The organism is Bradyrhizobium cosmicum (assembly GCF_007290395.2).
In the GTDB taxonomy this organism is placed as follows: Bacteria; Pseudomonadota; Alphaproteobacteria; order Rhizobiales; family Xanthobacteraceae; genus Bradyrhizobium; species Bradyrhizobium cosmicum.
Window position 1 is genome coordinate 5,617,991 of record NZ_CP041656.2, and the last position, 14,788, is coordinate 5,632,778.

Genomic DNA, 14,788 nt, shown 5'->3' on the forward strand with positions numbered 1-14,788 from the left:
CTCTTACACGCGGAAGAAGCCGCGACGCGCGAACAACGGCGCGGAGCCGCTCGCCACCAGCAGCGGATCACAGTGCAATTCCTCGACGCGGCACACCTCGGCGCTGGAGCCCATGACCAGCGGCACGCGCTGGTGCAGGCTTTGCGCCGAGAGGTCGAGGATGCGCTCGCGCCCCGTTGAGGCAGAACCGCCGGCCTGTTCCATGATCATCGCCATGGGATGCGCTTCGTAGGTGAGGCGCAGGCGGCCATCGCCATAGCCGGGCCGTGCATCGGAGGGATAGAGGAACACGCCGCCGCGGGTGAGGATGCGATAGGCCTCCGCGACCAGCGAGCCGATCCAGCGCATGTTGAAATTGCGATTGGCGGGCCCGTCGACGCCGGCAAGACATTCGTCGACGAAGGCGCGCACCGGCGGATCCCAATGCCGGCGGTTCGACGCATTGATCGAGAACTCGTCGCACGCCTCGGCGATCTGAACGCCGCTGCGCGCGAGGCGGAAGCAACCGGACCTGCGATCAAGGGTGAAGATATCGACGCCCTCGCCGAGCGTCAGCACCAGCGAGGTCTGCGGACCGTAGGTGACGAAGCCCGCCGCAAGCTGCGCCGAGCCGCGCTGGTGGAAGGCGAGATCAAGGTCGTCCGGCGCCGGCAGGATCGAGAAGATCGTGCCGACCGTCATGTTGATATCGATGTTGGAGGAGCCGTCGAGCGGATCGATCGCGACGCAGATCTTTGCGGTGCGATCGCCGATCTGCGGCTCCCGCATCTCCTCGGACGCCAGCGCCGCGATGGGCAATTTGCCGAGGCAGCGGCGCAGGATCATGTCCGCCTGGACGTCGAGATCGCGCTGGAGGTCGCCGTCGCTGTTGCGGCCGGTGGTCAAGCCCGAGGCGTCCGCGAGATCTCCGGTCGCGATGAGGTCGGCAATCTCGATCGCGGCTGATGCGATGGCATCGACTGCGGCCGCCACTGCCAGGGCATGGGGTGCGGTCTCGGAATACCGTTGAAGGTGCTCGTCCAGCTTGAGTTGCCCGATCATCTGCGTCCATCCCTTTGCGGACGCCGCATCCAGTTCCCTCCCAGCGGAGGTCGGTGCGATCGGTCCCGGCACGCGAAGATTGACAGGGGCGGCTTAATAAGGAAAATTTCTATTCATAATGAGCAACAAAGAATTTCCTTATAATGCCTCCGGCCATGCGGCGGCCCAGCTCCGGCATCTGACGATCCGGCAGCTCCGCTCGCTCGCGGCGCTCTCGGCCAAGGGCAGCGTCACGGCAGCCTCGAGCCAGCTTGGCCTGACCCAACCGGCCGTCACGCAGCAGCTCCGGCAGCTTCAGGACCTTGCAGGGCTGCCGCTGGTGCAGCGGACCGGCGACGGCATGGTGCTGACGGAGGCCGGCAGGGAGGTGCTGACGCTCGCCGAGCGCGTCGAAGCCGCGATCATGGACTGCCAGGGCGCGCTGGATCTCCTCGCAGGCAAAACCGGCGGCACTGTGCATCTCGGCGCGGTCTCGACCGCAAAGTATTTCGTGCCGCATGCGATCGCGGCCTTCTCCAAGCGGCATCCGAAGATCGAGATCAAGCTGACCATCGGCAACCGCGAGGAGATCCGCGAGGCCATGCACGGTTACGACCTCGATTTCGCCGTGATGGGTCGGCCACCGGCTGACGTCAGCGTCGACGTGCGTCAGCTCGGGCGCAATCCGCACATCATCGTCGCGCGGAAGGGGCACTGGCTGGAGAAGGATTCAGGCCTGAGCCTCACCGATCTCGTGCACGAGACCTTCCTCACCCGCGAGCCGGGATCGGGCACGCGCACGCTGATGGAGGGCATGTTCCAGAAGTCGGATCTCGATCCGATCGTCGGCATGGAGATGAGCAGCAACGAGACCATCAAGCAGGCCGTCATTGCCGGGCTCGGCATCGCCTTCATCTCGGCCCACACGGTGGCGCATGAGCTTGCCGAAGGCCGCCTCATCGTGCTCGACGTCGCGGGCCTTCCCATCGTCCGGCAATGGTACGTGATCCGCCGCAGCGACAAGGTGCTGCTGCCGCCAGCGCAGGCGATGTTCGATTTTCTCGGCTCGGAAGGTTCGAACTACCTGCCCGAGTTGCCCGAGTTCGGCGGGCAATAGCCCGGGATACTCACCCCATCAGCTTCATCGCGACCGTTGCCGCCAGAATGACGACGATCTGAAGCAGGCGCTCCGTCGTGAAGATGCGGTTGAAGGTGGTCATTGCTCGCCCCGGCCGGCGTGAAGGAGATTTCGATCCGCACATTGCTAGCATAGGTGCGGACCTGGACAACTCCGGAACGTCACGGGTTCCGTGTGGCCTGCTTACGCCTTCGCGGCAAGACGATCGATCCACCATGCAACGCTGCGCGCGGCGCCCTCATCGAATCCGATAGACTGGACTCCAGCGGTCACCGTGCGGAGACGGCCGATGTCGGCGGCAATGATCGGCTCGGCGTCGACGCCCGTTGCGGCGATGGCGCCGAACCTGACCAGGTGCCGCGCGTCGAGGCGATCGGCGAGATGCTCGATCACGCTGCGCAGGCTGCGCGGCGTGCCACTGGCAAGATTGATCACGCCCGTCAGATCGCTGTCGAGCACGGCGGCAGGCCTACGCCGCGGAGATGATTGCGCGGACGGCTCTCGGAGCAACATCGGAAGTGATCGAGATCGCCAGCAATGACGGCTATCTCCTGCAGTATTTTCGGCGCGCCGGCATCCGCGTGCTCGGCGTCGAGCCGGCCAGCGGACCCGCGTCGGTCGCGCTCGCCAAGGGCATTCCCACCCGGACCTGCTATTTCGGCCGCGACACCGCTGCAATGCTCCGTGCCGAGGGCCACAGGCCCGGCCTGATCGTCGCCAACAACGTGCTGCCGCACGTGCCCGATCTCAACGACTTCGTCGCGGGCCTGCGCGTCCTCCTGCCCGAGACCGGGCGCATCACACTCGAGCATCCCTCTCTCCTGCACCTGATCGAGCAGATCCAGTTCGACACGATCTATCACGAGCATCTGTCGTATTTCTCGCTCGCGACGGCCGAGACGATTTTTCGCGCGCATGCCTTGCGGGTCTTCGATGCGGACGAACTGCCGACGCATGGCGGCTCGCTGCGTCTGCACGTTTGCCACGAAGCTGCATCTCCTATGCCCTCACCGGCACTCGACAGGCTGCGCCGATGCGAGGCTGCGGCGCGGCTCCACCAGGCTGAGACCTATCGTGATTTCCGGGAGAGGGTTGCGGCCAAGCGCGCGGCGATCCGCGATTTTCTCGTCACGGCGCGGCGCGCGGGGAAGTCCGTGCTCGCCTATGGCGCGCCGGCGAAAGGCAACACGCTGCTGAATTACTACGGCGTCACGCGCGAGCTGATCCCGTTCACCGTGGATCGCAATCCGCACAAGCAGGGCCTGCTGCTGCCGGGAACGCATCTGCCGATCCGCGATCCCGCGGCCTTTCTCGCGGCCACGCCCGATTACGTCTTCATCCTGCCCTGGAATCTGAAAGACGAGATCATCGCCCAATTGCCGGAGGTTCGCGCCTGGGGCGGACAGTTCGTGGTGCCCGCGCCGGTTCTTTCGATCGTGTCCTGATGGTTAACGATCAGGCAGCGAGCGGGGTGGCGCAATCCGCGCGCGTCGCGAAATAGGTTTCCAGCTCCGACAGCGCCCGTTCTTCCCATTCCCTGGCCTGCTCCAGCAGCGACCAGCGCTGGCCCGGGCGGAATGCAGCGGTCTGGCGATAGAGCGATGCGATGCCGCGGTAGCGCCGCACGTTCTCAAAGATGGCGTGACCGTTGATCTGGCCGTTCATGTCGAAAACTCCCTCGTCATTCCCGGGGGAGAAATTGCGGCCAAATCTTTTTCGAAAAGTTAGCGGCGCGCGGCAGATGCGCGGATGGTTGCCGGACTGTTGCCCGGGCGCAACGCGCGCATGCCGTTTATTGCGGATTCGTTGCCGCGCTCTCGCTCGAGGACTGCAGCCCGCCGCGGCTGACGATCGCCGCCGTCTTGCGGCAGAGGTCGGCAAGGCCGATCAGAAACACCGCGAGCAGGAAGAACAAATTGATGGAATCCGCATCGGCACTGGTCAGTGCGCTGAACTGGAAGAACGGCGGCATGAACGCCCACCACACCAGCGCAATGGCAAGCAGCGCTGCGAACGTCGCGGCCGGCGCGCCGGCGACGAGCCCGACCACGAAGATGCTGGGCAAGAATGCCGCGAAATAGAGCTTTGCACCGAGCGCGACGCAGACGCCCTGGAGCGCGGCCGATGCCGCGACGACGACGAACCCGAGCAGAAACGCCTGCCACGACCATGGCCGTACTCGCGGTACGCCGAACAATTCCGCACGCCTCATCAGCCTCCCCCTGCTACCTGTTAACCAGGCCCGCTTGCGACCAAAGTACTACAGCCGCAGGCAAACCGCGAGGCGGAAATTGCGCCACGGCGGGCTTGGTAAACCGCCGCAGCGCACAATCCGGAGGGGTCGGCGATTATTCGGTGGCGGCATAGAGCAGGCCCGCAACGGGCAGCGCGAGACCGATGGCCGCGGCCAGCGTCCAGCCGCCTTGCGCGAAGGCCCAGGCGCCGACCGCAGAGCCGGCCGCGCCGGCCGCAAAGAACGTCGCCATATAGAGGCCGTTGAGGCGGCTGCGGTTCTCGTGCCCGAGCAGGAAGATGGCACGGAAGCCAAGCACGACATTGCCCTGGGCGCCGAGATCGATGGCGATCGCGGCCAGGATCAGGCAGGCGAGGTTTAGCGCCGATCCAGCCGCGCCGACATAGCTGACGAGGAAGCCAAAGGCCGCAAGCAGCATCGCGACCAGCGTTGCGACGCGGCTGTGACCACGGTCCGCGAGCCGCCCTGCGATCGGCGCCGAGAACACGCCTGCGACGCCGGCAAGGGCGAACAGCGCGATGCCGCGCTGGGTGAAGCCGAACTCGCGCGCGAGCTGGAGCGGCGCGACCGTCCAGAACAGCGTGAAGCAACTGAACAGACTCGCCTGATACAGTGCGCGGCGCCGGAGCAGCGGCGTGGTGCGCACCAGATGCGGCATCGACAGCAGCAGCGTGCCGTAATGCATGCGCACGACCGGCTTGCGCTTCGGCAACGTCGTCCACAGCACGGCAGCGAGCACGATCATCAGCGCGGCGGAGGCGAAGAACACCGCATGCCACGACAACGCCGCGGTGACGAAGCTCGACACCGGGCGCGCCAGCATGATGCCGAGCATCAGGCCGGTCGAGACGTTGCCGACGACGCGGCCCCGGATCGCCTCCGGCGCCAGATGTGCCGCATAGGGAATGATCACCTGCACCGCGACCGAGCCGACGCCGATGAACAGCGCCGCGACCAGGAACGGCAGCGCATGGGTGGCAAAGGCCGCCGCCAGCAACGACGCAGCGCCGAGCATGATGATCGAGCAGATCAGCGCGCGGTTCTCGACGAGATCGCCGAGCGGCACGATGAACAGCAATCCGGTACCGTAGCCGATCTGCGTCATGGTGACGATCAGCCCGGCCGCAGCGTGCGACAGGCCCAGCGCGGCGCTGATCGGTGCGATCAGCGGCTGGGCGTAATAGATGTTGGCGGCGATCATGCCACAGGCCGCGGCCAGCACGAAGGTCAGTCGCTGCGACACCGCATCCGGCTCCGGCGCGGTCTCGATCGTGGCATTCATCGTCATTCACATGGTCTCCGAACAATCGGGAACAACCGTTCCCTAACAAGACAGAAATTCAGGCAAGCAGCTTCATCGCGGCGCCGACGAGGCGGTCCCCGTTGAGCGGCAGGCGGGCCTTGCCTACGACGCGCAGCCCCTGCGTGATGCAGATCATCAGCCGCGCGGTGTCGTCGACCGCGACGTGGCGGGGAATCGAGCCGTCGGCCTGCCCCTCGCGAATGAGGCCGGCGATGAAGCTCTCGTTGGTCTGCAGTTGCGCGCTGACGCGGGCCCCGACGACGGAATCGACCGCCGACAACTCGACCGCGCTGCCGACGACGAGACAGCCGCGACGGCCTTCGCTACCCTGGGACTGCTCGACATAGGAGAGCAGCACCTGGCGCAGCCGCTCGCGCCCATTCGCCCCGCGCGCCGCGGCACTGCGGGTCTGCTCCTGGCGCCGCGCCGTGTAGCGCTCGAAGGCGGCAAGAAACACCGCATGCTTGTCGCGAAACGCCTTGTAGATGCTTCCGGTGGCAAGCCGCATCGCCGCGGCGAGGTCTCCAATGGACGTGGCGTGATAGCCGCGCTCGCGAAACACCCGCACGGCGCGGTCCAGCGCGATGTCCATGTCGAACTCCCGGGGACGACCGGGCGGACGGGCAGATGGCTGCGATCGGCGAGATGCTTTTTGCATTGCGGGATAATAGGGAATGATCGTTTCCGAATAAAGACACGTGGTTGTGATGGGGGATGTTCGGGCAAAGTTGCCGGGTCTCGTGTCCCGGATGCGTTGCAGCTCGTCGCGCTGCTGCGCAGAGCCGGGACCCGGAAAGCAACACGGCACAATTCGGCGACATGGGCCGGCTCTGGAGCGCACCGTCGAAGAGACGCTGCGCTGCGTCCGGGGCACGGGAGTGGGGTGGGTCGCAGATACTCCCCGTCGTTGCGAGCGCAGCGCGAGCCCGGGATCCATTTGCTCGCATGCACGTGGCACGATGGATTCCGGGCTCGCGCTTTGCGCGCCCCGGAGTGACGAGGTTACAGCCTTACCCCTTCCGCACCGGCGTGCCGTCCGCCATCGTCGTCACGCCCTTGCGCTCCACGATCATCCCATACGCCTTCGGCTGGCGGTGAACGTCGAAATTGAACGTCGTGCGCTTGTATGAATTGCAGAGGTCGAGGTCGCAGCGGGCGAGTGCGATCTCGTCACTCTTGGTCGTGCACCGCGCGACGATCTCGCCGGAGGGCGCGACGATGCAACTGCCCCCGATGTGATCGACGCCCTCCTCGACGCCCGCCTTGGCGACGCCGACCACGAAGGTGCCGTTCTGGTAGGCGCCGGACTGCATCACCAGATGATTGTGAAACAGCGAGAGATCGTCGTGCTCGGGCGCGGGCGGATTGTGCACCGGCGTGTTGTAGCCGATCATCACCATCTCGACGCCCTGCAGGCCCATCACCCGGTAGGTCTCGCTCCAGCGGCGATCGTTGCAGATCGCCATCCCCATCACGCCGCCGAACGCCTTGGTCACGCCAAAACCGCTACCGGGTTCGAAATAGCGCTTTTCCAGATGCTGGAATTCACGCCACGGCTCGTGCTCGGCATGGCCGGGCAGATGGACCTTGCGGTACTTCAGGACGGTGGCGCCGCTCTTCTCGACCAGGATGGAGGTGTTGTAGCGCCTGACAACGCCGGCTTCGACCGTCAGCTCGGCGTAGCCGAGGCAGAAGCCGATGCCGAGCTCGCGTGCGAGGTCGAACAGGGGCTGCGTCGCCGGCCCGGGCATCTCGCGCTCGAAAAAGCTGTCGATCTCGGCCTGATCCTCGAAATACCAGCGCGGAAAGAAGGTGGTCAGCGCGAGCTCGGGATAGACGATCAGGTCGCAGCCGTTGGCGTGCGCCTGGCGCATCAAGGCCATCAGCCGCGCCACGACCTCGGTTCTCGTCTCGCTTCTCGCCACCGGGCCAAGCTGGCCAGCCGCGACATTCACAAATCTCGCCACGCGTCTTTCCTTCGTTCGCCTCTTGCGTCGCCAAGCACCTTCGCGCGCGGCGCCGCACATGCAGATTCCGCGCCTGTGGAGCTACCTACGCAAGGACCAGACGACCTGCAGATCAAATCGGGGAACTATCGTTGCCAATATGCAACGGTTCCCCACTGTCTGAAGCCGGACAAAACAAACTCCCATTCCGGCCATGAACGGCTCTCACAACGCCGTGAGACATGCAGGGGAACTACGATGCGCGCACAACGCATTTGGAAAGTGAATGGGGACGCCAGCATCGGGCATCTCCAATCCAGGCTGGACGATCTGAACAAGCGCCTCAGCCAGCTCGAAAGCCGGCATCCGGAGAGCTGGAAGGTCGAAGAACTGAGATCGAGCGCGCTCAACCTGTCGCGCGAGATCGACGACATCCGCTGCGCCGAGGCGACTGCGGCGTTGAGCGAGCTGCTGCGGAAGTAGCCGGTGCGCCGCGTGTAGGACGCTCTCGTCGGCGCAGACGAATGATGAGTTTCGCAAGGGCTCTGCCTGTCCTGCGGAGCGATGATTCGCGAGGGGTGCGTGGAACCAACGCTGTGCACCGCCATTGCCATGCTGAGCATGGAGCAAGATCATGACCAGGCACCTGACGCGAGCCCATCTCGCGCGCGGCGTGGCCGGCGCGGTGTCCACGCTGGTCCTGTGCGCGACGATGGCATTCACCATTGCGCGCCACTTCGCGTTGTAGAATCTGGCGCTGTGAGGAATTTCGCATGAGTTCGGATCCCGAGGAGTCGGTACGGCTGCAAGGCTATGGCGAGATGACGTTGCGCACCGCCGTCACGACCTTGATGCTGCTTGCGCCGCGCGAACGCGCCGATGCCGCGATTTTCCGCGTCCGCGACGACGTGCGGCTGGCTTCGAGCGAGATTGCCGAACTCGCCTCGGAATGGGGCATCACGCCGGCGCCTGAGGTGAGGTCGCCGAAGCTCGTCCCGCAGCAGCATTGGACGCACATCGTTCGCGGCATGGTGCGCGAGGCGCCGCTGCCGGCGCTGATGGTGGCATTCATGCTTGGCGTGGTGGTGGCGCGGCGGTAGGCTACGAGCCGCTCACTTCTGCTCGTTCGCTTTCATCTCCTCGGCATAAGGACGCAACGCGTCGGACATTGCGTCGAGGCGTTTTTGCCACTCGGCACCAGGCAGAAAGGCGATCACCGGCTCGTCGCCAGGTGAGCCCGCCAGGTACTCGGGATTGCGCAGGCCTTCGGCGATCCCCGCTTCCAGCTTCCTGACGATCTCGTCCGGCACGGCTTTCGGGACAGCGAAGCCGCGTTCTGCCGTCGACGTGACTGGAAAGCCGACTTCCTCGGCTGTGGGAACCTCGGGCAGCGATGCAAAGCGCTTCTTCGACAGGATCGCGATGACGCGAAGCGGCCCCCTGTTGCTGCCGTGCAGTTCCGGAATCTCGCTGAGACTGACCATCCCGACTTGCAGATGCCCGCCGAGCAGATCGGTCCGCTGTGCCGCCGTTCCCCGGTAGGAGATTTCGTTGGGCTCGACCTTCGCGGCTGCCGCGAGCATGCGAATGGCCAGATGTCCGTTGGTGCCGGCGCCATTATGACCGAACGTCACCGAGCCCGGCTTGCTGCGCAGTGCGGCGATGACATCCGGCAGAGCGTTGAATTGGCTGCCGGCGGGCACCACGACCACGTTCGGATCTTCGACGACCCGCGCGACCAGCCGGATGTCGTCCGTGCTGTATTGGGTTTTGCGCGTCATCGGCAGGAAGTTGTAGCCGGGCACGTTGACGACGCCGATCGCATAGGCGTCGGGCGCTGCGCGCGCGATCGACGCAAACGCGATCTCGCCGCCGGCGCCGGGCTTGTTGAGGACGACGAACTTCGCCTTGCCGCCCAGCGCGCGCTCGACAAAGGGAAGCAGCTTGCGCGCCATCACATCGGTGCCGCCGCCGGGCGCAAAGCCGACGACCACTTCGATCGGCTTGTCCTCCGGCCACGCGGCCCATGCCGGCCCGCAAGCGGCGAAGCCAAACGCTGCAACGAGCGCGATGATTTTCTTGGTCATGATTTCCAGCCCTGTTTTTTGTTTTTGGCCGATCGCGTCGTCGAAGCTGCGATCGACTGTAGGGGTCATCTAGCCGTCGGCTTGACCAGAGGGCAACCGATTATCCCGGGACCAGGCGCTCGATGGGCAGCGGCGTTTCGCGCAGCAAAGCATGCAGGCGTCAGGAGGGATCGCTTCGAATGGCCAGACCGTCGTCCTCTGACCTACCGCACAAGTCGCGACCACCGATGCGGCGAATGACAAGCCATGCCACGCACACAGACGCCCCTGCCCGGCCAAATCGGCCGTGGACCCGTCCGGAAATTCGTTGCAGAAAGGGCGCTCTCGAGGCACCCGGCGGCCGGTCCGCCTAGCCTCTGGAAAACGTCAACTTTTGAAATCTTGGTCGGAGTGGCAGGATTCGAACCTGCGACCCCTGCGTCCCGAACGCAGTGCTCTACCGGGCTGAGCCACACTCCGACAAGAGGCCGGCTTATAGCGTCGGGTGTGGCGCACCGCAAGCGGCCGGTTTGAGGAATTTCGTCCCAGTGAAAACGGGTCTTGAAACGCTGATTTTGCCGGCCGGCGAGGCCGCCGCCGAGGCTGCGGCCCGAACACTGGCCGCCGGCGGGCTGGTCGCGTTCCCGACCGAGACGGTCTACGGGCTCGGCGCAGATGCCGCCAATGCGACCGCCATCGCCCATCTCTACGCCGCCAAGGGCCGGCCGGCGTTCAATCCACTGATCGCCCACGTCGCCGACCTCGCCGCCGCGCAGGCCATCGGCCGGTTCGACGCCCGCGCGCTGCGGCTGGCGGAGGCGTTTTGGCCGGGGCCGCTGACGCTGGTGGTGCCGAAGACGGAGGGCTGCCCGGTCGCCGATCTCGCCACCGCGGGCCTCGACACGGTCGCGATCCGCATTCCCGCCCACAAGGTGGCGGAAGCCATCCTGCGGGCCTTTGGCGAGGCCGTGGTGGCACCGTCGGCCAACATCTCCGGCCATGTCTCGCCGACGCTGGCCGCCCATGTTGCAAGCGACCTTACAGGGCGGATCGACCTGATCGTCGACGGCGGGCCGGTGGCGGTCGGCGTCGAATCGACCATCGTCGGATGCTTCGAGGCGCCGATGTTGCTGCGGCCGGGCGGGTTGTCGCGCGAACGGATCGAGGCGGTGCTCGGCGCGCCGCTGGCCCGGCCGCCCGTGGAGGCCGGGAGCGACGACAGCCAGCCGCTGGCGCCGGGCATGCTGGCCTCGCATTACGCGCCGCGCGCCCAGGTGCGGCTCGACGCGCGCGATGTCGCCCCGGGCGAGGCGCTGCTGGCATTTGGCCCTGCGCGCCTGCCCGGCCTTGACGCCGCGTCGGCGGTCATGAATTTGTCGCCCGCCGGTGATCTCGATGAGGCCGCCGCGAACCTGTTCGGCCATCTTCGCAGCCTCGATGCGAAGGGAGCGCGGACGATCGCGGTGATGACGATCCCTGGCGAGGGACTTGGCGAGGCGATCAACGACCGGCTGCGCCGGGCGGCCGTGGCGAGATAAGATCAAGCAAGAGACGAGACAATGAACATCAACAAGCCCGCCACCCCTCCGCTTGCGCCCGAACTGATCGACCAATTCCGCAAGATCGTCGGCGAGCGCCACGCGATCACCGATGCGGCCGACATCGAGGCCTACGTCACCGAGGAGCGCAATCTGTTCCACGGCCGCTCGCCGCTGGTGCTGCGCCCGGGCACGACCGCGGAGGTCGCCGAAATCTGCAAGCTCGCTTCCGCGCACAGAATCGCGCTGGTGCCGCAGGGCGGCAATACCGGCCTCGTCGGCGGCCAGACGCCGCACAATGGCGAGGTGGTGGTGTCGCTGCGCCGGCTCGACAAGATCCGCGAGGTCGACACGGCGTCGAACACCATGACGGTCGAAGCCGGCGTGGTGCTGCAGGTCGCGCAACAGAAGGCCTCCGACGTCGACCGGCTGTTTCCGCTGTCGCTGGGCGCCGAAGGCAGCTGCACCATCGGCGGCAACCTCTCGACCAATGCCGGCGGCACCGCCGCGCTCGCCTATGGCGTAGCGCGCGAGATGGCGCTGGGGCTCGAAGTGGTGCTCGCCGACGGGCGCGTGCTCAACACGCTGTCGAAGCTGAAGAAGGACAACACCGGCTACAATCTGCACAACCTCTTCATCGGCGCGGAAGGCACGCTCGGCATCATCACCGCGGCGACGCTGAAGCTGTTTCCAAAACCGCGATCGGTCGAGACCGCCTATGTCGGGCTGAAGTCGCCGCAAGCGGCGCTGAAGCTGCTGACGATCGCACAGAGCGAGGCCGCCAATTTGCTGACGAGCTTCGAGCTGCTGTCGGAGATGGCGGTCGATTTCTCGGTCCGCCACTCCATCGACGTGCGCGATCCGCTTGGCCAGAAGCATCCCTGGTACGTGCTGATGGAATTGTCCTCTCCGGGCGACGACGCCCGCACGCCGCTGGAGACGATCCTCGGCCGCGCCATGGAGGAGGAGATCGTCGACGACGCCGTGATCGCGGCCAGCCTCGCCCAGCGCAACAATTTCTGGAAGCTGCGCGAGGAGATGTCGGCGGCGCAGAAGCCGGAGGGCGGCTCGATCAAGCACGACATCTCCGTGCCGGTCGCCGCCGTGCCTGAATTCATCGAGGAAGCCAACGCCGCCGTGGTGAAGCTGATCCCCGGCGCGCGGCCGGTGCCGTTCGGCCATCTCGGCGACGGCAACCTGCATTACAATGTCAGCCAGCCGATCGGCGCCAATACGGCGGATTACCTCGCCCGCTGGCACGAGATGAACGCGGTGGTGTTCGCGATCGTGCTGCGCATGGGCGGCTCGATCTCGGCCGAGCACGGCATCGGCGTGCTCAAGCGCGACGAGCTGCCCGACGTCAAGGACAAGACCGCGATCGAGCTGATGCGCGCGATCAAGGCGATGCTCGATCCGCTCGGCATCATGAATCCCGGGAAGGTGCTGTGAGCACCTCCCTCACGATCGATGCGATCGGCGATGCCGATGTCGAGCCGGTCGTCGCGCTGTGGCAGCGCTGCGGCCTGACGCGCCCGTGGAACGATCCCTATGCCGACATCGCGCTGGCGCGGCGGCGGGAGAACTCCACCGTGCTGGTCGGCCGCGACGACGGCGCCATCGTCGCCACCGTCATGGTCGGCCATGACGGCCATCGCGGCTGGGTCTACTACGTCGCGGTCGATCCCGATGGCCGCAAGCGCGGCTTTGGCCGCGTCATCATGACGGCCGCGGAAGACTGGCTGCGCACGGCGGGAATCGCAAAGCTGCAGCTGCTGGTCCGCCGCGAGAACGCGCAGGCCAATGCGTTCTACCAGTCGCTCGGCTTCGAGGAATCGACGTCGGTGATGTTCCAGAAGTGGCTCGACGGCCGCGAGCAGCCCCGTTAGCGGAAGACAGCAATGACCATTTCCGACCGCGTCCGCATCAAGGACGTCCGCGTGCTCTCGGACGGCTGGACCACGCTGAAGAACACGACGTTCGAGTATCGGCGCGCCAATGGCGAGTGGCAGACGCAGCACCGGGAAACCTACGAGCGCGACAACGCCGCCGCGGTGCTGCCGTATAATCGCGCACGACGGACCGTGATCCTGGTGCGCCAGTTTCGCCTTGCGGCGTTCATCCGCGGCTACGACGATCTCATGATCGAGGCGGCCGCTGGCGTGCTGGACGACGCCTCCCCCGAGGTGCGCATTCGCGCCGAGGCCGAGGAGGAGACCGGCTACCGCCTGCACCACGTCCACAAAGTGTTCGAGGCGTTCATGAGCCCCGGCTCGGTAACCGAGAAATTGCATTTCTTCGTCGCAGAGTACGAGCCGGAGATGCGGGTCAGTGCCGGCGGCGGCCTCGAGCATGAGGGCGAGGACATCGAGGTGCTCGAGCTTTCCATCGACGAGGCGCTGGCGATGATCGCCGACGGCCGGATCATCGACGCCAAGGCGATCATGCTGCTGCAATATGCGGCGCTGCACGTGTTTCGCTGAGGCGGAGGCTTGCTCGTTCTTCGCTGAAGCGGCCCTTCGGGTCCGGATCAGGCCTCAGCCGTTTCCCCCTCCCGCAAGCGGGAGAGGTAGCGCAGTCCCCGTCCGATCACGAGGATCGGACCTTATACCGGAGGCCGGAATCCGGTCGGCGTGGTGACGCTCAGATTATTGCCCCAGGCGCCGCCCGTGCGACCACCGAGGTAAAGTCCTTGCCACGGATCGGATGGCGGCACCGGCGCCGCTGCGCGGCCTTTCATGCTGGCATAAGCGGCGTTCGGGCCGGAGGGCGGCGCAAACTTGTAGCTCAGCCCGATCGTGACCGCCTGAAACTGCGCATGTGCACTCACGCTGGACGAAACCAGCGCCTGTAGCGGGGCGGGCGCCGGCGTTGCCGGAAGACTGACCGTTCCGAGATCGACGTACCGGTATTCGAAGTTGAGAATGAGGTTCGGGCGCAGCATGTAGTCGGCACCGACGCCAGCGGTCCAGCCGAACTTCACGCCGGAGGTCTGCGTGATCACGGGACCCAGCCCGGCAGTCTGACCGGAAGTGCCAAGATCATATCTGTTGGTCAGGTTGACATTGCCGTAGGCCACACCGCCCGTCCCGTAGAACAGGAACGAACCGTACGTCCATCCAAGCCTGCCGCGAACCGTTCCATACCAGTCGATGTTCGCGCTGGTCACTTCCGACGGATACACAAAGGCGGTGGGACTGCGCGGGACAAACTGGCCGCTCGTATCACTCTTGAGGCCGACCCAGGAAATGTCCCCTTCGAAGCCGTAGACGAGACTGCCGCTCTGCCAATTGTAGCCGGCAACCGCTGTCGCCAGCCAGCTCGAACTGCTCGCGGGACCAAAGCCCGCAGGGTCTGCAATCAGAGCAGCACCAAAGGCAGCTTCGTTCCAGGCCGTTGCCAGCAGCACCGCTGCGGTCGCGCCGACCCTGAAGGATTTAAAAGAAAAACAGTGAGGTACAATGATCATGACTTGTAACGATGCGCCTTCGTTGCGACTCGGATTTTGACGACCGGAACTTGCCTT

The 14,788-nt window shown here is 65.7% G+C and carries 17 protein-coding genes and 1 tRNA gene; 8 read left to right on the forward strand and 10 right to left on the reverse strand.

What is annotated here, in order from left to right; genetic code table 11:
• Positions 1-3: 3 nt before the first annotated feature.
• Positions 4-1,041, reverse strand: coding sequence for a class 1 fructose-bisphosphatase (locus FNV92_RS26965; protein ID WP_143843834.1), 1,038 nt, complete (start codon positions 1,039-1,041; stop codon positions 4-6).
• A gap of 118 nt (positions 1,042-1,159) precedes the next feature.
• On the opposite strand from FNV92_RS26965, the gene FNV92_RS26970 reads away from it, so the two are divergent.
• Positions 1,160-2,137 (forward strand): LysR family transcriptional regulator, encoded by a 978-nt coding sequence (locus FNV92_RS26970; RefSeq protein ID WP_015687869.1) that lies wholly within the window; start codon positions 1,160-1,162, stop codon positions 2,135-2,137.
• A 204-nt stretch (positions 2,138-2,341) separates the two neighbouring features.
• Here FNV92_RS26970 and FNV92_RS26975 read toward each other — a convergent pair whose 3' ends face one another.
• A complete protein-coding gene (locus FNV92_RS26975; RefSeq protein WP_244623635.1) occupies positions 2,342-2,617 on the reverse strand; it encodes an NAD-dependent epimerase/dehydratase family protein in 276 nt (91 codons plus the stop codon).
• A 23-nt stretch (positions 2,618-2,640) separates the two neighbouring features.
• On the opposite strand from FNV92_RS26975, the gene FNV92_RS26980 reads away from it, so the two are divergent.
• Entirely contained in the window at positions 2,641-3,603 is a 963-nt protein-coding gene (locus FNV92_RS26980; RefSeq protein ID WP_143843833.1) for a class I SAM-dependent methyltransferase, read from the forward strand.
• Between the two features lie 10 nt (positions 3,604-3,613).
• Here the strand turns inward: FNV92_RS26980 and FNV92_RS26985 are convergent, their stop codons facing one another.
• From FNV92_RS26985 to FNV92_RS27005, 5 genes are all read right to left on the reverse strand, one after another.
• Positions 3,614-3,823 (reverse strand): hypothetical protein, encoded by a 210-nt coding sequence (locus tag FNV92_RS26985; RefSeq protein WP_015687872.1) that lies wholly within the window; start codon positions 3,821-3,823, stop codon positions 3,614-3,616.
• Between the two features lie 127 nt (positions 3,824-3,950).
• On the reverse strand, positions 3,951-4,370 hold the full coding sequence (locus FNV92_RS26990; RefSeq protein WP_143843832.1) for a DUF4118 domain-containing protein: 420 nt from the start codon (positions 4,368-4,370) through the stop codon (positions 3,951-3,953).
• 136 nt (positions 4,371-4,506) lie between these two features.
• A complete protein-coding gene (locus FNV92_RS26995) occupies positions 4,507-5,700 on the reverse strand; it encodes an MFS transporter (protein WP_143843831.1) in 1,194 nt (397 codons plus the stop codon).
• 52 nt (positions 5,701-5,752) lie between these two features.
• Positions 5,753-6,373 (reverse strand): TetR/AcrR family transcriptional regulator, encoded by a 621-nt coding sequence (locus tag FNV92_RS27000; protein WP_143843830.1) that lies wholly within the window; start codon positions 6,371-6,373, stop codon positions 5,753-5,755.
• 352 nt (positions 6,374-6,725) lie between these two features.
• The gene (locus tag FNV92_RS27005; protein WP_143843829.1) at positions 6,726-7,682 is read right to left on the reverse strand and encodes an N-carbamoyl-D-amino-acid hydrolase; all 957 of its coding nucleotides are present in this window, start codon (positions 7,680-7,682) and stop codon (positions 6,726-6,728) included.
• Positions 7,683-7,919: 237 nt separating this feature from the next.
• Between FNV92_RS27005 and FNV92_RS27010 the strand changes: the two genes are divergently transcribed.
• Complete coding sequence (locus FNV92_RS27010) at positions 7,920-8,144, forward strand: hypothetical protein (protein WP_143843828.1); 225 nt, start codon at positions 7,920-7,922, stop codon at positions 8,142-8,144.
• A gap of 290 nt (positions 8,145-8,434) precedes the next feature.
• Complete coding sequence (locus tag FNV92_RS27015) at positions 8,435-8,761, forward strand: hypothetical protein (protein WP_143843827.1); 327 nt, start codon at positions 8,435-8,437, stop codon at positions 8,759-8,761.
• 12 nt (positions 8,762-8,773) lie between these two features.
• On the opposite strand, the gene FNV92_RS27020 is transcribed toward FNV92_RS27015, so the two are convergent.
• Positions 8,774-9,616: a tripartite tricarboxylate transporter substrate binding protein gene (locus tag FNV92_RS27020; RefSeq protein WP_168213549.1), complete on the reverse strand. Its 843-nt coding sequence runs from the start codon at positions 9,614-9,616 to the stop codon at positions 8,774-8,776.
• Between the two features lie 514 nt (positions 9,617-10,130).
• A tRNA-Pro gene (locus FNV92_RS27025) sits at positions 10,131-10,207 on the reverse strand.
• A 68-nt stretch (positions 10,208-10,275) separates the two neighbouring features.
• Here FNV92_RS27025 and FNV92_RS27030 point away from each other — a divergent pair.
• From FNV92_RS27030 to FNV92_RS27045, 4 genes are read left to right on the forward strand one after another with little or no spacing between them, the layout of a single operon-like run.
• The gene (locus FNV92_RS27030; RefSeq protein ID WP_168213548.1) at positions 10,276-11,265 is read left to right on the forward strand and encodes an L-threonylcarbamoyladenylate synthase; all 990 of its coding nucleotides are present in this window, start codon (positions 10,276-10,278) and stop codon (positions 11,263-11,265) included.
• A 21-nt stretch (positions 11,266-11,286) separates the two neighbouring features.
• Positions 11,287-12,714: an FAD-binding oxidoreductase gene (locus FNV92_RS27035; protein WP_143843824.1), complete on the forward strand. Its 1,428-nt coding sequence runs from the start codon at positions 11,287-11,289 to the stop codon at positions 12,712-12,714.
• Positions 12,711-13,151, forward strand: coding sequence for a GNAT family acetyltransferase (locus FNV92_RS27040; protein ID WP_143843823.1), 441 nt, complete (start codon positions 12,711-12,713; stop codon positions 13,149-13,151). Before FNV92_RS27035 ends, FNV92_RS27040 begins: the two co-directional genes overlap by 4 nt.
• Before the next feature lie 12 nt (positions 13,152-13,163).
• A complete protein-coding gene (locus FNV92_RS27045; RefSeq protein WP_143843822.1) occupies positions 13,164-13,745 on the forward strand; it encodes an NUDIX domain-containing protein in 582 nt (193 codons plus the stop codon).
• A 122-nt stretch (positions 13,746-13,867) separates the two neighbouring features.
• Here FNV92_RS27045 and FNV92_RS27050 read toward each other — a convergent pair whose 3' ends face one another.
• Positions 13,868-14,731 (reverse strand): outer membrane protein, encoded by an 864-nt coding sequence (locus FNV92_RS27050; RefSeq protein WP_143843821.1) that lies wholly within the window; start codon positions 14,729-14,731, stop codon positions 13,868-13,870.
• Between the last annotated feature and the right edge of the window lie 57 nt (positions 14,732-14,788).